Source organism: Duganella sp. CF517 (assembly GCF_900110275.1).
Classification (GTDB): domain Bacteria; phylum Pseudomonadota; class Gammaproteobacteria; order Burkholderiales; family Burkholderiaceae_D; genus Rugamonas.
This window is the reverse complement of the sequence record NZ_FODC01000004.1, coordinates 248211-270139: the sequence shown is the minus strand read 5'-3', so window position 1 is coordinate 270139 and position 21929 is coordinate 248211. Positions and strand designations below refer to the sequence as shown.

Here is a 21929-nt window from a genome sequence, read left to right as displayed (position 1 = left end):
CGACCCCGCGCGGGCATGTAGAATAGTTCCTTTGGGCGCTGAGAACGCTGTCAGTCGACGATCCTATGCATAGTTTGACCTTAAATTCCGCCAATCGCCAACAAGTCGCCGCCGCCCTGTCCGGCGACCGCTGGATCGTCGCGTGCCTGTGCGCGGCGTGGTGCGGCACGTGCGAATCGTACCGCGCCACGTTCGAGGAACTGGCCGCGCGCCATCCGGACAAGTTTTTCGTCTGGATCGATATCGAGGATCACGCGGACGTGGTGGGCGACCTGGACGTCGAGAACTTCCCGACCTTGCTGATCCAGCATCACGAGCTGGTCACCTTCTTCGGCACCATGCTGCCGGACGGCGGGCTGGCGCACCGGCTGGTGCAGTCGCAGACGCAACAGACCGACGAGGAACTGAAGGCGCTGGCGCTCAACAGCGAGGAGCGGGCGCGCTGGCAGAATGATTGTAATTTAAGGACGTTGATGCGGAATGCTTTAGCGTAGTTACGGACACAATGCGCTTACGACGCTGCGAATGCGACCTCTCGACCTAAGGGTGTTGGCTCTCGACCTAATGCCTATAGTTCATCACGGCCTAGCGCCGATTGGGGGAAACACCGACTTGGTCTCCGTTGTGGCAGTGAACTCGGGCGTTGAGTAAATATATCGCTGTTGGTCGGCCTGCTTTTGATACAACAGGAGTGCCGTTTCAGAGCTCGCGACTACTGCTGCCTTGCCCGTAAATTCCTTAGTGACGATCATCTGCGGCGCTTGATCCCTTAACAAACTTGCGCGCATGTTGCCCAAAAAAAACGCCACAATTATCGAAGCTGCCGTAATGGTCACAAATGCAGCAGAAGCGGCAAGACCAGATCGGGTATCACGTGTCTTGATTTTTCGAATGAAGGTTCTTAGCTTTGGCTGAAGAAAGAAACCAGATCGAAAGAGTCCGGAAAGGACCACTAATATCATCGATATGACGAGTCCCGCACCGGAAATCCAAGTTACTGTGAATTTCACGTACACAGCCAACGTTACCAGAATGAACAGAAAGGCTTGAACAACGAACCAAACCGATCCTTCCCACTTTATCGTTTGCCGGTGGGATCTGACAAAGCGGCGTTGTTGTGCCCAGTCCATTTTTCGAAAGACCCCACGATCTGTCAGCGCTAGGATGGGGAGGACAACAAGTTGCAACATCGACGTTAATACCCGTGCGACAACGGCACTGAAAAACACGTAAAACAGAAAGGTCGTTGTTACTCCGTTCGCGAGCTGCACTCCGGCGACAGACACAATCTGCAGTGGAACTTTCATCAAAAAACCAGCGTAATGCGCCAGCGATAACGATACGATGGCTAAGACGCCGCCTAATACCGCCGTTTTATTAGCCCACACTCGATAAAACCATCTGTGAGCGGTCACGGAAAAAAGTGCCATTGCGTCTCCATCTATCGTCGGCAATCCCTGCCGCGAAATTCCAAAATGTCCCACCGAAAAGCTACCGTGCGAAACACTTTTCGTACACCCCGGCCTCAAAGGCAATCGCCCACATGCTTCCCGAGCACGTGATACTGCGCATCCAGTATCGGCTGATTCGGATCATGCCCCGCACGCGGCACCAGGACAAATTCCTTGCTCGGCGCCTCGATGAAGTCGAAGTAGCGCTTGCTCGGCTCCGGCATCGTCAGCAGATCCTCCTGCCCCTGCAATATATAGAACGGCACGCCGAACTTCGGTCCAAGCTTGTAGAGATCGATCTTCGAGGCGATCCCATTGCCTTTCATGCCGACGTATTGCAACCACGAATAATCCTCGCCCGCCGTGTAGTCGGCCTCCGCCTTGGCGGTGGTGTACTCCGGCGAGAAAACCCACCACGCCTTCGGCGCCGGCTCGGTGCGCAGCGCTTCATGCTTGCGCATGACGCGGCGCAGGATGCCGAGGTTGCGCGGATTGGTCCACGGCGGCGGGCCCAGCGCTTCGAGCTTGGCCACCGACTCGGCGTCGTTGGCGGCGCGCGCCAGCGCCAGCGTGGCATCGTAGCTGGCGCGCTCGCCGGACCGGTTCACCACCTGCGCGGTGCTGACGTAGGCGCAGAACAGTTCGGGATTGGACTTGGCCATGTACGTCCCGATCACCGAGCCCCACGATCCGCCCATCAGGATCACCTTGCGCTTGCCGAAACGCTTGGCCGCGTAACGCGCCACCTCGACGCCATCGTCGCGCAGGCGCTCCGGCACCAGTGGCTCGTCGTCCGTCACCGGGTTGCGGCCGAAGGTCATGCCGGCGCCGCGCTGGTCCCACTGGACCATGGTGTAGTCTTTTTCCCAAGCCTTGTAAAGGTTGTCGGCGAAGGGGGTATTCGGATTGCCGGGGCCGCCGTGGACGACCACGATGACGGGCTTGGCGCAACTGGCGCCCTTGATCCGCACCCACTGCTCGATGCCGCCGATGCGAACAAAACCTTTTTCATCGACGGCTTTATCGGTAGCGGTGCAGACGGTGTCGGACATAGGACCGAACGCTGACGCATCGGGCGTGGCGGCGGCAGATGCGCCCGTCGTCTGGCCAAGGACAAGCAAAAATATGGCGGATAGCAACCTCGAACGAGCCTGCATTCAATTGTCCATCCGATCAAGCGACGACCATTCCGGCAAGCGGTGCTTGCGCCGGCCATACGCGTAATAGAGCGACATGCTCAGGCCGAAGAACAGTCCCGCTGCGGCGGCAGCACATAGCGCTGCGGTCACGACGACGCTGTGCGCCGACCACACCGTCAGCCACATGACGATACCCCAGGCGCCGCCAAACCACAGGGACGCGAGCAGGGTCGTTTTCCAAAACGGCACAAAGTGAGGCGGCGGAATCTTGAACCCGATTTTCCACAAGCCCCGCAATATCGGCGGCTCGTAGTTGCTGCGCCACATGCCCGTGGCTTTTAACAGTTCTAATGCTTTCGTGCGGCGGGTTTCAAAGCGCATGTTCGAGGCAATATTGTTAAGAGATGAAAAACTATACCCTGTCAGCGCCCCTCCGAAATACGCGCTTTGTAACAATTGCCGATTACAAGCCACGCCGCCCCTCGCCTAGGTCAATTTCGCTGCCGGGCTACAGCGGCTTGTAGAACTTGGCGATCTGGGGGATGAAGCGCTGGGGATTGGCGCCCGCGAGGTTGGTCAACACGACGATGGCCAGCCGATCGTCCGGATAGACGATAAATGCGGCACGGGCGCCACCTATGCCCGCCACCTGTCGCTTGGGCGCAGTTTGCAGCACCGGCCAGCCGGCTGCCCATTCGCCAGCGGCCCCGCTGTTCAGCTTTTCCGGCGTCCACATGTTCTTGACGTTGGCCGCGCTGACCAGTTTGCCGTCCGACAAGGCGATGATCCAGCGCGCCACTTCATCGGCGGTGGTCTGGATTCCACCGCCAGCCCAAAGGCTGTAAGGTATATCGTAAATCCAACGCGATAGACGATTGCCGTCGTCCTTTGCCAGGGTTCCGCGCGGAGAGTAGCTATAGATCGTCGCCGCGTTGGGAACAAGGTCATAGCTGTCGCCGAACCTCGACAGCGGCATGTTCACGGGCGCAAACTGGTGCTGCGCCACATACTGCTCGTACGGCATCTTTACTTGCCTGGAAATGATTTGGGCCAGCAAACCATAGTTGGTCTGGTTGTAGGCAAACCGCTCGCCGACAGGCGCGTCCAGCGGCAGCGCCTTCACCGTTTTCCACGCATCGCGCTCGCCGCCGCCGCCAATCAAGCCTTTCTGATCAACGATATCCGGTAGACCGGACGTATGTCCGAGTAGTTGACGGATGCGGATGGCTCTCCAGGCCTCGGGCAGGTCATCGAGATAGCGGGCGACAGGAGCATCGAGGTCGACGAGCCCCGCTTCGGCCAGCTGCACCATGGCAACGCCGGTAAATGCTTTGGTCGCTGAATTGATGGGGAACAGGGTTGTGCCCGTGGCAGGCACTCGGTTCTCCACATTGGCCATGCCGTAAGCCTCTGACAAAACGACCCGGCCATCCTTAACGACCGCGATCTGCAAACCGGGGATGCGTTGCTCCTTCATCGTCCGCTGTATCAGTTCCCTAGCCAGCTGGTTGGCTTCATCTGTATTTGCTGAAACAGCAGAGCCAGGGAGCCACATCAGCGCCGCGACAATGACGGGCCTGGCTAGATACTTTGTAAACAGCATGGATATTCCTTCATAAATAGGTCAGGTCCGATATTCGAACAAACAGGGCACCTTTTTAGCACATAAAAGTTCCCCAATGTCCGAATGTCGGCACTGACCCCCGTGTTTTATGCGTTGGGGCGGTGGCGCTCCAGCCACGCTTCGAACAGCGCGCGGTTCTCAGGCTGGGTGAGCGGATACAGGCCGGTGATGCTGGCGCCGCCGCGCACCCGCTCCAGCACGAAGTCCTCGTAACGCTCCATCGGCACCGCGTCGCGCGCGATTTCCTCCGCCAGGTGCGACGGGATGCACACCACGCCGTCGTCGTCGCCAACCATGATGTCGCCAGGGTAGACCGCCACCCCGCCGCAGCCGATGGGGGCGTTCAGGTCGAGCGCGTGGTGCCGGATCAGATTGGTCGGCGCCGACGGGCCGGAACACCAGGCCGGGATCTCCAGGCTGGCGATGCCGCTGGCGTCGCGCAGCCCGCCGTCGGCGACGATGCCGGCCACGCCGCGCACCTGCATGCGCGTCGCCAGGATGCTGCCGGCGGCCGCCACCGTGACGTCGCCCCGGCAATCCATCACCAGCACCGCGCCGGCCGGGATTTCCTCCACCGCCACCCGCTGCGGGTGGCGCGGATCGAGAAAGGCGTCCAGCCCGTCGAGGTCCTCGCGCGCCGGGATGTAGCGCAACGTGAACGCCGGCCCGGCAAGGCGCTGGCCCGGCTTCAACGGCCGCGCGCCCTGGATGTACACGTTGCGGAAACCGCGCTTGTACAGCAGCGTCGTGATGGTGGAGGTGGCGATCGTTTTCAACGTCGCCAGCGTTTCCGGGGAGACGGTGGTGGTCATGGCTGCGCTCCGTCGCGTTCAAAGATGGTGTTGCTAAAGCGGATATGGCTGCTGTCGATATGGTTCTGGCGGTAGTATTCGTCCCATTTTTCGGGACTGCTGGTGTGTTCGCCGGTGACCGGGTCGCGCGCCTGCAGATAGTCGCCGAACTTGAAGTAGATCTTGCGCGTGTCGGGCCGGATGGGTGTGAGCGCCGTCTTCAAGGTGCCGCCGGTGGCCGTGCGCGCGCTGACCTGCGCCGCGCCGGCGTTCAACACGATATCGAGGTCGAAGCCCTCGCCGGAACGCACGGTGCCCAGCGCGGTCGTCGCTTCCTTGCCGTCGGCGCCTAGAATGCGCACCAGGATGTCGAACACGCCGTTGCCGCTCTTGCCGTCTAGTCCCTGCTTGTCCGCGGTGTCCTGCACATAGACCTTGAGTATCGTGTCCAGTCCCTCGACGTGATACTGCGCGACGATGGTCTTGGCGACGTTCGGCAAGGTGGCCGTGATGCGGGCCGCGAAATGTTCGCGCGTGTCGGCCAGACTCAGGCGCTCGCGGTCGGCGACCTTCAATTCGTTGCGATAGCCGTGGCCGTTGGGCGAGGCGTATTTCGACTCGAGGGCGCTGAAGTTGAGCGTGCCGGCGTACGGCGACGGGTAAGGCGAATTGCCCTCGAGCGTGAACAGGCGTTGCAGCGAGGCTTCCGGCGTGAACCCTTGCGCGCCGGCTGTCGACAGTGCGGCTGTGAGCAAGGCTGCCGCTGCGTATCGGATGGTGGCGATCATTTCAACATTCCTTCAAGTAGTGGTTGCATGGCGTCGGCCCACAATTGGTAGCCGGCGGGTCCGGGGTGCAGCTGGTCGGGCATGATGGCCGGTGGAATGCGGCCCTCCTTGTCCGTGAACACGGAATTAATATTCAGGAAGCGGATCGTCTTGCCGTCGTCCAGCCCGGCCAGATCGCGGTTGACGGCGTCGATGGTTGCCATCCGCTTGGCCGCCTCGGCGACGCTCTTTTCGGTCACCGGCGAACCATCGCGCTCGCGCGGGCCGCGCGGGAAGATGCCTAGCACGAGGATCTTCGTCTCCGGCAGCCTGGCGCGTATCATGCCAACGATCTTGCGGTCGGCGGCGGCGATTTCCCCGGCCGTGTAATCGAGGCTGTTGTTGGTGCCCAGCATCAGCACCGTGACCTTCGGCGAGAGTCCATCGAGCTCGCCATGCTCGATGCGCCAGATGACGTGCTGCGTGCGGTCGCCGCCGATGCCGAAGTTGGCCGGCTGGTGGACACCGTAATACTTGTCCCATATTTCCGGCGCGATGCGCCAGCGCTCGGTGATCGAATCGCCGAGAAACAACAGGCCGACCGGCCCGCTTTTGCCGCGCGCGAGGATGGCCTCGTGCTTCTTGAGGAACACGCCGTCGTCCTGCTTCTCCACCGCTTCCGAGGCGCTGGCCTTGGCACCGGCGGCGTGCGCGCCGAGCTGGCCGACCGCCAGCAGCGCGGCCAGCAGCAATCTGATGTAAATCGATTTTTTCATGCATGTCTCCGGGTTAGTGTTTCGGCTGAACGCGCACCACGGGGCCGCCCAACCAGATTGATAGGAAAACCAGCGGCAGCAGCAACGCGCCCAGGATGAAGAACGGCGTGTAGTCGCCACCTGTCGTCAGCACCGGCACCAGCTGCATGCAGATGATCACGCCGAGCACCGCCGACGTGCCGCTCAGGCCCGCCAGCGAACCAACCGTCTTGCCCGAGAAGAAATCGCTCGGCAAGGTCTGGATGTTGGTGATGGCCGCCTGGAAGCCGAACAGGATCACGCCGATCGACAACACGGCCAGCAGCGGCGTCTCGGCGGCTGCGCTGAACAGCAACGCCGGCAGCATGACCACCAGCCCCAGGCCGATGACGAATTTGCGCGCGCGGTTGACCGTCCAGCCGCGCGCCAGCAGGTGCCCGCAGAACCAGCCGCCGGACAAGGCGCCGACCGCCGCGCCCACATACGGCACCCAGGCGAACATGCCGATCTCCTTGACGTCGAAATGGAAGCGCTCGTTCAGGTACAGCGGCAGCCAGCTGACGAACAGCCACCACACCGGGTCGATGAAAAAGCGCGCGGCGATCACGCTCCAGCTTTGGCGATGGCGCAGCAGCTGGCGAAGGGTCGGCACATAGTCGTCCTGTGCGGCCGCCGTGCCGGGCCGCTGGCCGGTGAGGATGTACTGGCGCTCCTCTTCACCCACCCACGGATGGGTGCCGGGGCCGGATTTGTAGACGATCAGCCACGGCACGATCCACAGGAAGCCCAATGAACCGATTAGCAGGAAGGTGGTTTTCCAGCCCACGTAAGCGTACAGGAAGGCTACCAGCGGCGGCGCGATGACCGATCCCAGCGAGGCGCCGGCGCCGAAGATGCCCTGCCCCAGCGCCCGCTCGCGCACCGGGAACCATTCGGCGATGGCCTTGGTGGCGCCGGGCCAGTTGCCCGCCTCGCCCACGCCCAGCAGCACGCGGAACAGGCCGAACGACATCGCCGAGCGGGCCACGAAGTGCAGCGCGATGGCGCCCGACCAGACCAGGATCGACAGCAGGAAGCCGATGCGCGTGCCGAGCGCGTCGAACAGTTTGCCGAACAGCGACTGGCCGACCGCGTAGCCGATCAAGAACACGGTGACGATGTTTGCGTAGTCGCGTTTGTCCATGCCTAATTCGGACGCGATGCCCGGCCACATCACCGCCAGCGCCGAGCGGTCGATGTAGTTGATGATGGTGGCGATGGCCACCAGGGTGATGACCAGCCAGCGCAAACCTTTGATTGTTGTCATGCGATTGTCTCCATTATTTTTTTGTGGCGGGGCGTGTAGCCGCCCCCCTTTCAAGCTGCCGCCAGCTGGGCACGCGTCGGCAGGCCTTCGCAATCGCCGCGAAACTGCACCACGCGCGCGCCGATGGCGTTGCCGCGCGCGGCCGCCAGGTGCAGCGGCAAGCCGTCGAGCAGCGCGCTGATGACGCCGACCGCGAAGCCGTCGCCCGCGCCGACCGTGTCGACCACCGCGCGCACCGGCCGGCCGGGGACGGTGTCGGCGCGGCCGCCGGCGTCGGCGGCGTAAGCGCCCTCCGGCCCGAGCTTGACCACCACCTGGCGCGCACCGCGTTCGAGGTAGTAGGCGGCGATGTCGACGGCGTCCTGCCGGCCCGTGAGCACACGGCCCTCCGCCAGGCCCGGCATGACAACGTCGGCCTGGCTGGCGAGCGCGTTGACGGTGGCGATCATCTCGGCCGGGGAGCGCCACAAGCGCGGCCGCAGATTCGGATCGAAGCAGACCAGCCGGCCGTCGGCGCGCGCCTGCCTCGCCATCGCCAGCACCAGCTCGCGGCAGCCGGCCGACAGCGCGGGCGAGATCCCGGTCAGGTGCAGCACGCGAGCGCGCTGGAAGTCGTCGCCCTGCGCCGGCATGTCCGATGTCGACAGCCGGCTGGCGGCCGAGCCGCGTCGGAAGTATTCGACCTGCGGATCGGCGCCGCCCTCCGCCATCTGCTTGAGCATGAAACCGGTCGCGCTGTCGTCATCCATGCGCAGGTGGCGCAGGTCGAGCCCCTCGGCCTCCATGAAGGCGCGCAAGTGCCGGCCCAGGCTGTCCTGCCCCAGCCGGCCCAGATACCCGACCTTGAAGCCCAGCCGGCTCAGTCCCACCGCCACATTCAGCTCGGCGCCGGCGGTGGCGCGCTCGAACTCGCGCACCGCCTCCAGCGGGCCGGGCTCGCGGGCGATCATCAGCGCCATCGCCTCGCCCACCGTTACGACATCGGGTATTCCCATGCGTGGCCTCTTCAGAACGTCAGGGTGGTGGTCAGGGTGGCGTCTTTGGCGGCGGGCAGCGACACCCTCAGCACCGTGCCGCGTTCCTCCCTCGGCCCCTTGTCGACATTGCCGGGCGGGCCGGCCGCCACCAGCACGCCGGGCGCGATCTCGGCGCGCGCCGCGGTCGTCGCCACCGCCACCTTCAGCGACCTGGGCTTGCCGGCCACGACGAAGGCGCGGGCGCCGGTCCTGGCGATGTCGCGGTCGCCGTGCACCAGCGCCGTCAGCACCACCGGCTTGTTGGCGCGCAGCGTGTCGGTCACGGTCCAGACGCCGCGGGCATAGCTGAAGCGGCGCTCCAGCTTCTCGACGCCGAGTTCCGCCCGGTAGGCGCCGGCCAGTTCGGCGACGATGTCGGCGCGGCCGCTCTCCAGCTTCGCGCTGGCGATGCGGATCGTGTCGAGCCGCGCGTACGGGTAGCCACGGAAGGCGTCGTGGCCGCCGCCTTCGTTGGCCTGGCCCTGGCCGTCGATCAGCAAGGTGTTGCTCAAGTCGCTCTTGGGGATGCCCGCGTAGCCCATCGGGCCGGTCAGGTAGGTGCCGCCGCCGTACAGGATGAAGCTGCCGGCGTCCGGATGGGCGTGGCCCATCTCCAGGTGCCAGTCGGGCAGCTTGTCGAGGATGGCGGCGACATGGTGGCCCTCCGGCGGCCCGGCGCGGAAGGCGAAGGCGGTCGCCTTCGGCGTCCAGTCGCTGCGCCAGTAGACCGTGCCCAGGTCTTCGAAGTGGTGGTGCGGCGCGAGCGCCGCCATCGGCGCCGCCTTCAGCGCCGGATCGCGCCACAGCAAGGTCCAGAAATCCTCGGCGCAGACGTGGCCGAGCGACGCCATCCAGTCGGCCACGCCCTGCGCCTCGGCGCTGTTGAAGCGCGCCGCCAGCCGGTACAGCAGGTTGTAGTTGGAATTGAGCTTGCCGCCGGGGTGCGTGCGGGCCGGCTCCTCGCCCACGCGAGCGCGGGTGATGGCGCCCTCGAAGGCGTCGCCGAAGTCATAGATGTCCTGGCCGTTGGGCGTGATCGAATGGGCCATGTACAGGTGCGCCTTGCTCAACGCCGGCGTGTCGTACATGTCGTCGCCGGCGGCGTGGGCGAAAGCGTCGAGCGCGTGGATAATCCACGGCATCGAGAAGATCCAGTACTCCACGCCCTCGTAGAAATAGCCGTCCGGCGACGCCACTTCCAGCACGCGGCTGAAGATGGCGCGCGACAGCGCCGCCCAGTTGGCCGCTTCCGGCGTGTCGTCCCAGACCGCGTAGGCGGCCACCGCCAGCCCGGCGATCGGAATGAAGCAGTGGTTCTGGCTGTACGAGTACGATTTGCCCGGCTTGGGCGCGAAGTGCCTGGCGAGGATGGTGGCCTGGCGTATCAGTTTGTCGCGGTAGCGCTTGCGCTCCTCCTCCGTCAGCGCGTCGTACAGCAGGTCGTAGCCGGCGCCCAGGCCGTACAGCAGGTGGCCGGCGGCGAGGTCGATGTCCGGCTTGCTGTAGGTGTAGCCCCACACCTCGTAGCTGACCGCCGCGTCCATGTAGCGCTTGGCCGCTTCCAGGTATTTGGCGTCGCCCTCGATCTGGTAGGCCAGCGCCGCGCCGATGATGCCGATGGCGGTGTTGTTCTGCGCGCGGCGCTTTTGCGCCGGCGCGGGGGCCGGCGCCATGCGCAGCGCGGTCAGGCCGGCCAGCGCCTTTTGCCACGCGGCGCGGCCCTCGCCTTGCGCGCGCTTGCGCAGCGCGTCGAGGCCGGCCTTGGTGGTGTAGACGCGCGGATGGACGCCGCGCAGTTCGGCGCGCAAGGCCGCCGGATGGGCCTTCATCAGCGTTTCCAGCGGATGCGGACCGGCGCCCGCCTTGCCCTGCATGGTGCCCAGCGATTCGAGCGCGTCCTGCGCCAGCGCGTCCGTCAACGAAAACGCGGGCAAGGAGAGGGCCGCGGCGCCGAGGAAGCGGCGCCGTGAGAAGGTGTCATTCATCGATTGCTCCGAAGGGAAATCAGTAGAGGCCGAGGCCACCGTTGACCTGGACGATTTCGCCGGCCAGGAAGGCGGCGCGCTCGGACGCCAGGAACACGACCACGTTGGCCACGTCCTCGGGCGCGCCTTCGCGGCGGGCCGGCGTGCGCTCGGCGATCGCCTGGCGGTTGGCCGGGGTGTTGAAGGTGTCGTGGAAGCGCGTGGCGATCAGCCCCGGCGAGACGCCGTTGACGCGCACGCCCGACGGCCCCACTTCCTTGGCCAGCGCGCGCGTGAAGGTGGCGACGGCCGCCTTGGACGCGGCGTAGTGCGCCGAGCCGGGACCGCCGCCGTCGAACGCGGCCAGCGACGACATGGTGATGATGGCGCCCCGCCCGCGCGGCTCCATGCGCTTGAGCGCCGCCTGGCAGATCAGGAAGGTGCTGGTGAGGTTGAGGTTCATCGCCTCGTTCCACAAGGTCAGCGGCATCTCCGCCACGCGGCAGCGCTGGATCAAGCCGCCGATGTTGGCGAACAGGATGTCGATCTCGCCGATGGCGCCTTCCGCTTCGGCGAACACCCGCTCGGCGATGGCGGCGTCGGTCAGGTCGGCCTTGATCGCCTGCGCCTGGCGGCCGAGGGCGCGGATCTGCGCCACCACGTCGTGCGCCTCGTCGGCGCTGCTCCAATAGGTCAGTACGACGTCGGCGCCGGCCTGCGCCAGCGCCAGCGAGCTGGCTTTACCAATGCCCGAGGCGCCGCCCATGACGAGGGCGCGTTTTCCGATAAGTTCCATGGCGATGTTCTTTCTAGTGAGTGGTTGAATGGTGCTGCTTACGTGGGTGGCGCCGCCGTCGATGCCCGCACGATCAGCTCCGGCGCGAACAACTCGCCGCCGAGGTTGGCCGCGCCCGGCGCCAGGATGCGCTGGACGGCGGCGTCGGCCATGGCCTGGATCGGCTGGCGCAACGTCGTCAATGGCGGGTCGTTGGCGGCGGAGAAGAAAATATCGTCGATGCCGATCAGCGAGAAATCCTGCGGCAGCCGCTTGCCCAGCTGCTTGAGGCCGATGCCGATGCCGATCGCCATCATGTCGTTGATGGCGATCGCCGCCGTCGGCTTGCTGCGGGCTGCCAGCAACAGCGCCGCCGCGCTGCGTCCCAGCTCGAACAAGCGGGTGTCGCCGTGCAGGTCGGCCGGGGCGTCGGTGGCGTCGGCGATCACCAGCTCGCCGCCGATGCCGGCCGCCGCCACCGCCTGTTCGAAACCCTTGACGCGGTCCTGGCGGTTCAATGTGTACGGCGGCGGCGTCACCAGCGCGATGGCGCGGTGGCCTAGCGCCACCAGATGCTCGACCGCCATGGTGGTGGCGGCGACGTTGTCGACCGAGATCGTGGTGATGCGCTCATGGCTGTCGTCGGAGCGCTTGATGTCGAAGGCCACCACCGGGCAGCGCGCCGTCATGCCGACCAGGTGGCCGGTGTCGTTGAGCGCCGAGCCGGTGATGATGCCCTGCGCGCCATAGGCCAGCAGGTCGGCCATGACGGCGCGCTCGCGCTCGGGATCGCGGAAGGTGCTGAAGGTCATCACGTGGCACTGGTGGCGCGCGGCGGCCGTCTCCACCGCGCAGGCCAGCGAACCGAAGAACTGATTGGCCAGCGACGGCACCAGCAGCCCGACCATCGAGGCGACCCCGGTCTTCAGCTGGCGCGCGGCGTTGTTGGGCCGGTAGCCCAGCTGCTCGATCGCCTGCTGGATCTTGCGCTGGGTATCGGGCCGCATCTGCCCCATGCGGTTGTTCAGAAAGTTCGAGACGCTGGTGGTCGATACGCCGGCCAGTCTCGCTACGTCCTGAATCTTTGATTCGCTCATGATGTCCTTGTGTGTGTTATGCGCTCAGAACGCCATATCCAGACGGATGGTGGCGTAGCGGAACGCGTCGCGGGCCGGCTTCCAGCCATACGACCGGATGTCGGGGCCGCCGCCGGCCCGCTTGAAGTTGAGGAAGGAGCCGCTGCTGCCGGCTTCGTAATGGTGGTCGAACAGGTTTTTCACGCCGATCGACAGTTTATAGGCGCCCTTGGCGTCCTTGAACGAGGCGCCGAGGTCGAAAATGCCGTAGCCGGGCCGCACCAGCGACGGGTCCTGGCTGATCGCGCCCTGCACCGTCGATTGCGTGCGCCACTGGGCGTTGAGGGCGGCGATGACGGGCAGGCCGGCCAGGCGCGGCAGCGTGTATTCGCCGCCCATGCTCAGCTTCCATTTGGGCGCGTTGGGCATCATGCCGCCGCTGGCGTCGCGCAGGAACGATCCGGGCACCAGCTCGTTGGGAATGGTGCAATCGGTGGCGCCGCTGTAGCACGGCCCCTGCTTCCAGTCGCGCACCACGGCGCGCGTGTAGGCGAAGCTGGCGTTGAGCAGCAACGCGCGCGTGGCCAGCACCGTGGCGTCGGCCTCGAAGCCGCGCGTTTGCAAGGACGGGATGCTGTACAGCACGCTGGCCTGGCTGCCGTCGGTGAAGCGCTCGGTGGCCGAAGTCTGGTAGTCGCGGAAGCGGGTCTGGAACACCGCCGCGTTGAAGGTCGCGCGGTTGTTCCACAGGTTGGCCTTGAAGCCGGCCTCGAAACTGGTGGCCTTCTCCGGCGCCAGCGGCAGGCGCGAAAACACGTTGACGTTGTTGGCGCCGCTGGTCATGTCGTAGGCCACGCCCTTGTGGCCGGTGGAGGTGGTGCCGTACACCATCATCTCGTCGTTCAGATGGTAGGTGTAGCCCAGTTTGCCGGTGACGGCGTTTTCCTTGTTCTGCGGCGCGATGTACAAGTGTTCGCCGGTGTGCACGTTGTCCGGCGCGCTCGACGACAGGCTGTCGATGGTGTGGAACAGGTAGTCGTTGGCCTCGCGGTTGAAGCGCAGGCCGGCGCTCAGGCTTTGCTTGGGCGCGAAATCCCAGTTGGTGTTGGCGTAAAGCGCGTGCGTCAGGCTGCCGGAGTTGGTCTCGTAGTTGGTGTAGTTGCTTTCCTTGACGAAGGCGTTGCCGCGCAGGTAGGTGCGGTACAGCGAATTGCGCGCGATCCAGGCGCCGACCAGGTAGCGGAAGGCGCCGCCGTCCGGCGACGTCAGGCGGAATTCCTGGGTCGACGTCTTGCTGGCAATGGTGCCGTTGATCATCGGCGGCTCGGCGATGCCGGACGGCTTGCCGCTGGCGTCGACCTGGTAAAAGGTCGAGATCAGGTCGATGTTGTCGTTGTCGCGGAAGTCGTTCGACAGGTTGTTGTCGACCGAGGTGATCGAGGTCAGCGCGTGGCCGGCCAGCGGCGAGCTGTCCGGGAAGGCGTAGTTGACGCGCACGCCGATGGCGCGGTCGGTCGCGTCCAGGCCGGTCGGCGAGTCGTTGCGGATCTGGCGGTTCCAGCGGCTGACGTTGATGCCGCGCAAAATTTCGGTGTTCGACAGCGCGGTGTATTTGCGGTTGTACAGGTAGCCGACGCCCTCGCCGATCGAGGTGATCGCTTCCGTGTTGCCGGTGGCGCGCGAGTGGTCGTAGCGCGGCGTGATCAGCACGTCGAGGTCGGGCGAGATTTTCCATTGCAGCTTGGCCATGAAGGTCTTGCCGCCGGAGCCGTTTTGCATCGAGTCGTCGCTCAGGTTGTGCAGCAGGCCGGGGAAATCGGTCTTGCTGGCGTACAGGCGCAGGCCGACCGTGTCCGACAGGCGGCCGCTGAGCGAGGCCGAGGCGCGGTACTCCTGGTCGCTGGTGTGGTACAGGCTCACCTTCGTTTGCATCGGCCCGGCGCCGATCGGCTTGGTGGTCATCACCACCGCGCCGGCGATCGCGCTCTTGCCGAACAGGGTGCTTTGCGGTCCTTTGAGCACTTCGACGCGGGCCATGTCGGACATGTCGCGGAACGCTTGCTGGGTTTGCGCGTAGGGGATGTCGTCGACCATGATGGCGACGTCGCCCTCGATGCCGAGGTTGTTCGAGGTGGTGCCGATGCCGCGCATGTTGATGCTGTTGGTGCCGACCTGGGTGCCGACCGACACCGACAGCGCCGGCGACAGGTTGACGATGTCGACCAGCTCGCGCACGTTGTTGCGTTGCATGTACTCCTCGCCCAGCACCGAGATCGAGGCGGGAACGTCTTCCAGTTTCTCGACCCGGCGGTTGGCGGTCACCACCACCGATTCCAGTTTGGGCTGGGTGGCGCTGGTGTCGGCGGTGGCCTGGCCGGCGGCTTGCTGCGCCTGCGCGGGGAAGACGCCGATCAGCAGCAGCGCCACGGCGGACGCGATCGGAGTGGGCCGGCAGCGTGTCGCGCCGGGCATGGTTGGTGCAGTCATCATTGTCTCCGTATCTTATAGTTATCTAGTTGGTACTGCAACGATTTACTGTAACGTTACAGTAAACCGGTAAAAAAGATGGGGTTGAGACCCCTTACGCTGCTCATGATTATTTTCACAACACATATGGCCGATCGCGCTGCGCTAACCCGCCCTGCGCGTATCCTCGAAACTTTTACTGTAACGATTTACTGTATCGATGCAGTAAGAATAAACGAACGGGCGGCGATGTCAACAATTTTTCGCCGAGCGTGTGCTCGGCGGTTTTGGACCGGAGGGCGAGCGTCGGCGCTAACGCGCCCCGACCGGCTTGGACAGGTCGCGCCCGTACCATTCGACGATGCGCTGGTACTCCGGCCACATGTTGCCGGCGGCCGCGCCGGCCGGCAGCAGGTTGTGGCCGGCGTTGGGGATTCGCCGCAAGGTGACGTCGTGGCCGGCGCCCAGCAGCTCGGCGGCCATCGCCTCGCCCGCCATGATCGGCACGCTGGTGTCCTTCATGCCGCCGACGATGTAGACGCGCGCCTGCGATTTCAACAGCGATTGCGTCGACGACGCCCGGAAGAAACTGGTCCAGCGCCTGTACGGGTGGCCCCAGGCCAGCACTTTGGCGTTGTCCGGATCGGCGGCGATCTTTTGGCGCGTGGCCTCCAGTTCGTCCAGGCGCAGCTTGATCGCCTCGTCGCCGCCGCCGGCGGCGTAGGCGCCGGCGACGAAGTCGAAATACTGCGACGGGCCGCTGCCGGAAACGATGGCGACGTCGGTCACGCGGCCCTCTTTTTCGGCCAGGCCGGCGGCGGCGGCGGCGCCTTCCGACACGCCCAGCGCCAGCGACGAGCCGGCGCGCACCCACGGCTGCTGCGCGGCGTGGTCGTAGGCCCGCCCCAGGTCGCGCACCCAGTTCTCCAGCGTGAAGTAGTCATTGAATTCGGTCGGACAGGCGATGATGCCGCCGCCGTTCGGCGCGTCCTTGGGCGCGTGCGGCTTGTTGACCACCATGACCGCGTATTTACCCTGCTGCGCCAGATCGATGTAGCCGAACACGTTGGACGAGCGGCGCGACGTATCGAGGCCGCTGAACACCGGCGCGCAGCCGGATCCCTGGATCAGCAGCACCAGCGGCGCCGGCTCCTTGGTTTTGGAGATGAAGTACTCGACGTCGGGCGCGCCCTCCTGGCTCAAACGGTAGCCCACCACCTCGGTCGTGCCGACGGTGAAACCGCCGGTCTCGGTCACCTCGGCGGCGGCCAGCGCCGACACCATCCATGCTCCCACCAATAACGCTGTCCTCATCCAACTCTCCTATAACGTCAACGGCAGGCTGCGCAAGCGCTTGCCGGTTAATTTGAATACGGCGTTGGCCACCGCCGGCGCGATCGGCGGCGTGGCCGGTTCGCCCATGCCTTCCGGGTGCTCCGCACTCGGCATGATAATCGTTTCGACGATCGGGGCCTGGTTCATGCGTGCGACCGGGTAATCGTGGAAGTTGGTTTGTTGAACCTTGCCGTCCTTGATCGTCACCGCGCCGTACAGCGCCGCCGACAGGCCGAACACCACCCCCGATTCGGCCTGCTGGGCGATGATGTTGGGGTTGACGGCGATGCCGCAGTCGATGGCGCACACCACCCGGTGCACGCGGATCTCCGCGCCGTCGACCGAGACCTCGGCCACCTGGGCGACGATGGTGCCGAACGACTGGTGCAGCGCCACGCCGTGCGCGCGGCCCTCGGGCGCGGCGCCGGCGCGGGCCACGGCGGCGTCGAGCACCGCCAGGTGGCGCGGATGGCGCTTGAGCAGCCCGCGGCGGAATTCGACGCCGTCCTTGCCGGCGGCGTGCGCCAGTTCGTCGATGAAGCTCTCCTTGAAGAAGGCGTTGTGCGAGTGGCCGACCGAGCGCCAGTAGCCCAGCGGCACCGCGCTGTCGACGATCACGTGGCGGATGCGCTGGTTGACGAATTCGTATTGCATGTCGAATTCGCCCTCGGCGGTGGTCTTGTCGGGGCCACCGGCCGGCAAGCCAAGGTTGCGCTTGAAGAACTGGTGCGACACCGAACCGCTGGCCGACTTGTTGTCGTAGCCGAGCACATTGCCGGCCGCGTCCAGCGTGGCGACGAAGCGCGCCAGCGCCGCCGGCCGGTAGACGTCGTGCGTGGTGTCGTCCTCGCGCGACCAGATCATCTGCACCGGCGCGCCGCCGCACTGGCGCGCCACCGCCACGCATTGCGCGACCATGTCGACGTCGAGCCGGCGGCCGAAGCCGCCGCCCAGCATCGTCACCTGCAGCACCACGTCCTCCACGTCGACGCCGCCGGCGCTGGCCGCCGCTTGCACCGCGAAGCCCGGCGACTGCGTCGGCGCCCACACATAGACCTTGCCGTCCCTGACCTGCGCGGTGCAGTTGACCGGCTCCATCGCGGCATGCGCCAGATACGGGGCGCGGTATTCGGCACTGACGGTTCGGGCGATGCCGGCGACCTTCCCCTCGACGGCGTCCATGTCGCCGCCCTGGTGGTAGGCGTAGCCGGCTTCCTTGTCCAGCAGGGCCGCGAACTGGGCGTAGACGCCGGCGCTGGACAGGCCCGCGTTGGGGCCGTCGACCCAGCGCACCGGCAACGCTTGCGCGGCCGTCCTGGCCTGCCACCAGGTCCTGGCGACGACCGCCACGCCGGCGCCGGCGCCGGCGTGCGGTCCCAGCGCGGCGGAAAAATCGACCACGCGCAGCACGCCGGGCATCGTGAGCACGGCGTTCGCATCGACGCCGGCGACGGCTCCGCCGATCAGCGGCGCCATGCGCACGGCCGCGTACAACAGGCCCTCGGGGCGCACGTCGATGCCGAACACCGCGCGCCCGTTGACCTTGGCCGGGGTGTCGCGGCGCGGCTGCGGGCGGCCGATCAGGCGGAATTCCTGGGGCGTCTTGAGGCGCACTTCGCCGGGCCGCGAGGTCGCGGCGGCGGCGGCCAGGGTGCCGTAGGCCAGGCGCCGGCCGTCGGCGTGCACCACGTGGCCGTCCTCGGTGCGGCAGTCGGCCGCGCGCACCTTCCATAGCTCGGCGGCGGCGGCCACCAGCATCGCGCGCGCCGTGGCGCCGGCCTCGCGCATCGGCCCCCACGCATCCTTGACGCTCGACGAGCCGCCCGTGATGATCAACCCCAGCTCGCGCGCGACCTTGCCGACGGTCCACTGGGCGACCGCCTTCATTCGGCCGTCGTCGTCGGGATGGAACGGCAGGCCGTCGCGCAGCATGGCGACGTTGCCGAAGATCTTATCCATCGGCGCCTGCACCAGGCGGATCGCCGCCAGCGGCACGTCCAGCTCCTCGGCCACCAGCATCGGCAGCGCCGTGTGCACGCCCTGCCCCATTTCGCTGCGCGGCATGGCGACGGTGACGCTGCCGTCCGGCGCCACGCCCACCCAGCCGTTGAGCGCCAGCGCGCCGCCGGTCAGCGGCAGCGGGTGCGCGCCGGCGCTGTGCAAGCGCTGGCGCGCCGGCAGCACGCCCCAGCCGACCACCAGCGCGCCGACCACGCCCACGCCACCGAACAGGAAGCGCCGGCGCGAACTTTTTTTCTCTCCCTGCATGGAGGCCTCCGGTTTTTATTGTGGGCGCCAGCGCGCCAGCATGTCGGCGGCGGCCAGCGGCTTGCTGTAGAAGTAGCCCTGGGCCAGGTGGCAGCCGTGGCGCAGCAGGAAGGCGGCCTGCTCCTCGGTCTCGACGCCCTCGGCGATGACCGACAGGTTCATGCTCTTGCCGAGCTGGATGATGGCGATGGCGATGGCCTCGTCGTTGGCGTCGGTCGAGATGTCCTTGATGAAGGAGCGGTCGATCTTGAGCGTCTGCACCGGCAGCTGCTTCAGGTAGGCCAGCGACGAGTAGCCGGTGCCGAAATCGTCGATCGCCAGGCCGACGCCGATCGAGTGCAGGTCGTTGATGAAGACCATGGCGTCGCCGGTGTTCATGATCACCGACTCCGTTACCTCCAGCTGCAGGCGCTGCGGTTCCAGGCCGGTCTCGCGCAGGATGTCGGCCACCATGTTGACGATGCTGCCGCGCTCGAACTGCTTGGCCGACAGGTTGACGGCGATCTTGGGCACGTGCAGGCCGGCCTGCTGCCAGCGCACCATCTGGCGGCAGGCCTCGTGCAGCACCCACTTGCCGAGCTGGTTGATGAAGCCGGTGTCCTCGGCCAGCGGGATGAAGCGGATCGGCGGGATCAGACCCAGTTCCGGATGGTTCCAGCGCACCAGCGCCTCGACCCCGATCAGGCGCCCGCTGTCGATCTCCACCTGCGGTTGATAGTTGAGGAACACCTCGTCCTTTTCGATCGAGCGGCGCAGGAACGTCTCCAGGCGCAGCCGCTCGACGCCCTCGCCCGTCATCGACGGCGCGTAGAAGCTGTAGCCGTTGCGCCCGCGCGCCTTGGCCTGGTACATCGCCACGTCGGCGTTGCGGATCAGCATATTGAGGTCGGTGGCGTCGTCCGGGAACAGGCTGATGCCCACGCTGCAGGTGACGAACAGTTCGTGGCCGGCCACCATGAACGGCTGGTCGAACATCTGCACCAGCTTTTCGGCCACCTGGCTGGCGCCGAACTGGTCGTCGATGTCCTCGAGCAGCACGATGAATTCGTCGCCGCCCAGGCGCGCCAGGGTGTCGCCTTCGCGCAGGCGTTCGAGCAGCGCGTTGGCGACCTGCTTGAGCAGCTCGTCGCCGATGTGGTGGCCAAGGGTGTCGTTGACGTTTTTAAACCGGTCGAGGTCGATGAACAGCAGCGCCAGCTGCTCGCCGTCGCGCGTCGCGCGCAGCAGCGCGTGCTGCAGGCGGTCGTGGAACAGCAGCCGGTTCGGCAGCGCCGTCAGCGGATCGTGGTGCGCCAGGTGGTCGAGCTTTTCCTGCGATTCCTTGGCCTTGGTGATGTCGCTGAAGACGCCCACGTAGTGGGTGCCGACGCCGCGGCTGTCGCGCACCGCGCTCACCGTCAGCCACTCCAGATACTGCTCGCCGTTCTTGCGCTGGCTCCACAACTCGCCGCGCCAGAAGCCGGTGTCGACCTGCTCTTGCCACATGCCGTCGTAGAATTGCTGCTCGTGGCGGCCCGAGCGCGTCAACGAGTAGTGCCGGCCCAGCGCCTCGGCCTCGGAGTAGCCGGTGATCTGGCTGAAGGCCGGGTTGATGGCGACGATGGTGCCTTCCTTGTCGAGCACCACCACGCCGTCGGCGATGTGCTCGATGACGGTGGCCGACAGGCGCAGCTTTTCCTCGGCCTCCTTGCGCGCGGTGATGTCGGCGTAGACCCAGATGCTGCCCTCGTTGGCGCGGTGCCGGTCGAGCGCGTAGCCGCTGACCATGCACCAGAAGGTGCTGCCGTCGCCGCGCCGGTAGTTGCGCTCCTCGTTGAAGTAGTCGCCCTCGGCCAGCGACGGGTACTGGCGCGCGCCGGCGGCCTCGTACTCGAACGGGTCGGGGAACAGGATCGCGGTCGAGGCGCCCGTCATCGCACCCGGCTCGTAGCCGAACAATTCCTCGCAGCGGCGGTTGACCGAGACGATGCGCCGGTTGCGCACGAACATGACGCCGAACATGACGTTGTCGAGGATGGCGCTTTGCTCGGCCAGCAGGCCCTCGATGCGCATCTCGTTGTGCTTGCGCTGGCTGATGTCGGCGATGATGCCGTCGACCCAGGGCGAGCTGCCGTCGGCGCCGCGCGGCTGCGGCTGGCCGTTCTCGGCCAGCCAGCGTTCGGTGCCGGCGGCGTCGACGATGCGGTATTCGACCTCGTACGGCAGGCCGTCGCCGAGCGCCTGCGTGACCGCGTGGCGGTGGCGCTTGCGGTCCTGCGGGGCAATCAGGTTGGTCCAGGCGTCGGTGTTGCCGCGCATGAACTGGGCCGCCGGGTAGCCGGCGATGTCCTCGATGGCGTCCGAGACGAAGTCGATCGGCCCGTCCGGGCGGAAGCGGAACACCGCGCCCGGCACCTGCGTGACGATGGTGCGGAAGCGCTCCTCGCGCTGGCCGACGTCCTCGAACAGGCGCTTGATGGCCACGCGCATCTGCTCGAGCTGCTGGGCCAGGCGGCCGAGCTCGTCGCTGCCGGCGAGGTCGAGCCGGGTCTCGAAGTCGCCGCGCGAGAGGCGGTCGGAAAAGCCCATCAGCTTGCGCAGCGGCTTGATCAGGCGCGAATTGAGGAACAGCACGATCAGCAGCAGCGACACGGTCAGCTGCGCGGCCAGCACGAACACGTAGGACCATTGTTTCCCGCGCAGCTCCTGCTGGCTGCGGGCGTCGTCCATCTCGACCAGGATGCGGCCGATCTGCTCGCCGCGCACCAGGATTTCGCGCTCGGCGCGGTAGACGTTGCCGGCCGCGCGGCGCGGCGAGCGCATGTGCATGAACTGGGCGTCGGCCTGGCCGACCACCTGCACCTGCAACACCGAGCGGTCGCGCATGACCGATTCGACCAGCGAACGGGCCGATTCGGTGTTCATGTTCCACAGCGATTCCTGCATGCCCAGCGCCAGGATGTCGGCGTTGCGCTGGAGCGACTCGTCGAGCGCGACGCGGGCCGACTGCTGTTCGTGCACGCCGATGAGCAAATAGCTGCCGATGATGGCCGGGATCACCAGGCCGCCGAACACGACCAGCAGCAAGGCGCCGTAGATCGACAGCCCGTACAGCGCGCCCAGGCGGCTTCGCAGACGCTGGATCACGCTAGTCATCGAGGGGCGAGCAAAGTCGCGGCAGGGGGAAAGGTCGCATCGTCGTCGGGGTCGTGTTACA

General features: G+C 66.0%; 17 protein-coding genes. 1 reads left to right on the top strand and 16 read right to left on the bottom strand.

Features of this window, described 5'->3' with window-relative positions; genetic code table 11:
* The first annotated feature begins 65 nt into the window (after positions 1-65).
* On the top strand, positions 66-494 hold the full coding sequence (locus BMX85_RS17285; RefSeq protein WP_090320818.1) for a thioredoxin family protein: 429 nt from the start codon (positions 66-68) through the stop codon (positions 492-494).
* Positions 495-578: 84 nt separating this feature from the next.
* Here the strand turns inward: BMX85_RS17285 and BMX85_RS17280 are convergent, their stop codons facing one another.
* The 16 genes from BMX85_RS17280 to BMX85_RS17205 form a co-directional block, all read right to left on the bottom strand.
* Positions 579-1430 (bottom strand): hypothetical protein, encoded by an 852-nt coding sequence (locus BMX85_RS17280; RefSeq protein ID WP_143068019.1) that lies wholly within the window; start codon positions 1428-1430, stop codon positions 579-581.
* A 95-nt stretch (positions 1431-1525) separates the two neighbouring features.
* A complete protein-coding gene (locus BMX85_RS17275) occupies positions 1526-2503 on the bottom strand; it encodes an alpha/beta fold hydrolase (protein WP_090320813.1) in 978 nt (325 codons plus the stop codon).
* A 105-nt stretch (positions 2504-2608) separates the two neighbouring features.
* The gene (locus tag BMX85_RS17270) at positions 2609-2971 is read right to left on the bottom strand and encodes a DUF6404 family protein (RefSeq protein WP_090320810.1); all 363 of its coding nucleotides are present in this window, start codon (positions 2969-2971) and stop codon (positions 2609-2611) included.
* Positions 2972-3098: 127 nt separating this feature from the next.
* Complete coding sequence (locus BMX85_RS17265; RefSeq protein WP_090320807.1) at positions 3099-4193, bottom strand: serine hydrolase domain-containing protein; 1095 nt, start codon at positions 4191-4193, stop codon at positions 3099-3101.
* Positions 4194-4300: 107 nt separating this feature from the next.
* The gene (locus BMX85_RS17260) at positions 4301-5026 is read right to left on the bottom strand and encodes a ribonuclease activity regulator RraA (protein ID WP_090320803.1); all 726 of its coding nucleotides are present in this window, start codon (positions 5024-5026) and stop codon (positions 4301-4303) included.
* Positions 5023-5760, bottom strand: a complete 738-nt coding sequence (locus BMX85_RS17255; RefSeq protein WP_177196797.1) for a polysaccharide lyase family 7 protein — start codon at positions 5758-5760, stop codon at positions 5023-5025. Before BMX85_RS17255 ends, BMX85_RS17260 begins: the two co-directional genes overlap by 4 nt.
* Before the next feature lie 29 nt (positions 5761-5789).
* Positions 5790-6548 carry a GDSL-type esterase/lipase family protein gene (locus tag BMX85_RS17250; RefSeq protein ID WP_090320797.1) on the bottom strand — a complete coding sequence of 253 codons (759 nt, stop codon included), beginning with the start codon at positions 6546-6548 and terminating at the stop codon, positions 5790-5792.
* A gap of 13 nt (positions 6549-6561) precedes the next feature.
* Positions 6562-7833 carry an MFS transporter gene (locus BMX85_RS17245; protein WP_090320794.1) on the bottom strand — a complete coding sequence of 424 codons (1272 nt, stop codon included), beginning with the start codon at positions 7831-7833 and terminating at the stop codon, positions 6562-6564.
* A gap of 50 nt (positions 7834-7883) precedes the next feature.
* Positions 7884-8828: a sugar kinase gene (locus BMX85_RS17240; RefSeq protein WP_090320792.1), complete on the bottom strand. Its 945-nt coding sequence runs from the start codon at positions 8826-8828 to the stop codon at positions 7884-7886.
* Between the two features lie 11 nt (positions 8829-8839).
* Positions 8840-10834: a DUF4962 domain-containing protein gene (locus BMX85_RS17235; RefSeq protein WP_090320789.1), complete on the bottom strand. Its 1995-nt coding sequence runs from the start codon at positions 10832-10834 to the stop codon at positions 8840-8842.
* A 19-nt stretch (positions 10835-10853) separates the two neighbouring features.
* The gene (locus BMX85_RS17230; protein WP_090320786.1) at positions 10854-11609 is read right to left on the bottom strand and encodes an SDR family NAD(P)-dependent oxidoreductase; all 756 of its coding nucleotides are present in this window, start codon (positions 11607-11609) and stop codon (positions 10854-10856) included.
* A 38-nt stretch (positions 11610-11647) separates the two neighbouring features.
* Positions 11648-12685, bottom strand: coding sequence for a LacI family DNA-binding transcriptional regulator (locus BMX85_RS17225; protein WP_090320783.1), 1038 nt, complete (start codon positions 12683-12685; stop codon positions 11648-11650).
* A gap of 24 nt (positions 12686-12709) precedes the next feature.
* Positions 12710-15154: a TonB-dependent receptor gene (locus tag BMX85_RS17220; protein WP_090320780.1), complete on the bottom strand. Its 2445-nt coding sequence runs from the start codon at positions 15152-15154 to the stop codon at positions 12710-12712.
* A 288-nt stretch (positions 15155-15442) separates the two neighbouring features.
* On the bottom strand, positions 15443-16444 hold the full coding sequence (locus BMX85_RS17215; protein WP_143068018.1) for an alpha/beta hydrolase family protein: 1002 nt from the start codon (positions 16442-16444) through the stop codon (positions 15443-15445).
* A 9-nt stretch (positions 16445-16453) separates the two neighbouring features.
* Complete coding sequence (locus BMX85_RS17210) at positions 16454-18733, bottom strand: xanthine dehydrogenase family protein molybdopterin-binding subunit (protein WP_090320774.1); 2280 nt, start codon at positions 18731-18733, stop codon at positions 16454-16456.
* A 15-nt stretch (positions 18734-18748) separates the two neighbouring features.
* Positions 18749-21868: an EAL domain-containing protein gene (locus BMX85_RS17205; RefSeq protein WP_090320771.1), complete on the bottom strand. Its 3120-nt coding sequence runs from the start codon at positions 21866-21868 to the stop codon at positions 18749-18751.
* Between the last annotated feature and the right edge of the window lie 61 nt (positions 21869-21929).

Bases quoted from the DNA above. Each gene is read 5' to 3' on its own strand.
- BMX85_RS17240 (WP_090320792.1), bottom strand. From the start codon at position 8,828: ATGGGAATACCCGATGTCGTAACGGTGGGCGAGGCGATGGCGCTGATG.
- BMX85_RS17280 (WP_143068019.1), bottom strand. From the start codon at position 1,430: ATGGCACTTTTTTCCGTGACCGCTCACAGATGGTTTTATCGAGTGTGG.
- BMX85_RS17245 (WP_090320794.1), bottom strand. From the start codon at position 7,833: ATGACAACAATCAAAGGTTTGCGCTGGCTGGTCATCACCCTGGTGGCC.
- BMX85_RS17260 (WP_090320803.1), bottom strand. From the start codon at position 5,026: ATGACCACCACCGTCTCCCCGGAAACGCTGGCGACGTTGAAAACGATC.
- BMX85_RS17275 (WP_090320813.1), bottom strand. From the start codon at position 2,503: ATGTCCGACACCGTCTGCACCGCTACCGATAAAGCCGTCGATGAAAAA.
- BMX85_RS17270 (WP_090320810.1), bottom strand. From the start codon at position 2,971: ATGCGCTTTGAAACCCGCCGCACGAAAGCATTAGAACTGTTAAAAGCC.
- BMX85_RS17205 (WP_090320771.1), bottom strand. From the start codon at position 21,868: ATGACTAGCGTGATCCAGCGTCTGCGAAGCCGCCTGGGCGCGCTGTAC.
- BMX85_RS17225 (WP_090320783.1), bottom strand. From the start codon at position 12,685: ATGAGCGAATCAAAGATTCAGGACGTAGCGAGACTGGCCGGCGTATCG.
- BMX85_RS17220 (WP_090320780.1), bottom strand. From the start codon at position 15,154: ATGATGACTGCACCAACCATGCCCGGCGCGACACGCTGCCGGCCCACT.
- BMX85_RS17215 (WP_143068018.1), bottom strand. From the start codon at position 16,444: ATGAGGACAGCGTTATTGGTGGGAGCATGGATGGTGTCGGCGCTGGCC.
- BMX85_RS17250 (WP_090320797.1), bottom strand. From the start codon at position 6,548: ATGAAAAAATCGATTTACATCAGATTGCTGCTGGCCGCGCTGCTGGCG.
- BMX85_RS17235 (WP_090320789.1), bottom strand. From the start codon at position 10,834: ATGAATGACACCTTCTCACGGCGCCGCTTCCTCGGCGCCGCGGCCCTC.
- BMX85_RS17265 (WP_090320807.1), bottom strand. From the start codon at position 4,193: ATGCTGTTTACAAAGTATCTAGCCAGGCCCGTCATTGTCGCGGCGCTG.
- BMX85_RS17210 (WP_090320774.1), bottom strand. From the start codon at position 18,733: ATGCAGGGAGAGAAAAAAAGTTCGCGCCGGCGCTTCCTGTTCGGTGGC.
- BMX85_RS17230 (WP_090320786.1), bottom strand. From the start codon at position 11,609: ATGGAACTTATCGGAAAACGCGCCCTCGTCATGGGCGGCGCCTCGGGC.
- BMX85_RS17285 (WP_090320818.1), top strand. From the start codon at position 66: ATGCATAGTTTGACCTTAAATTCCGCCAATCGCCAACAAGTCGCCGCC.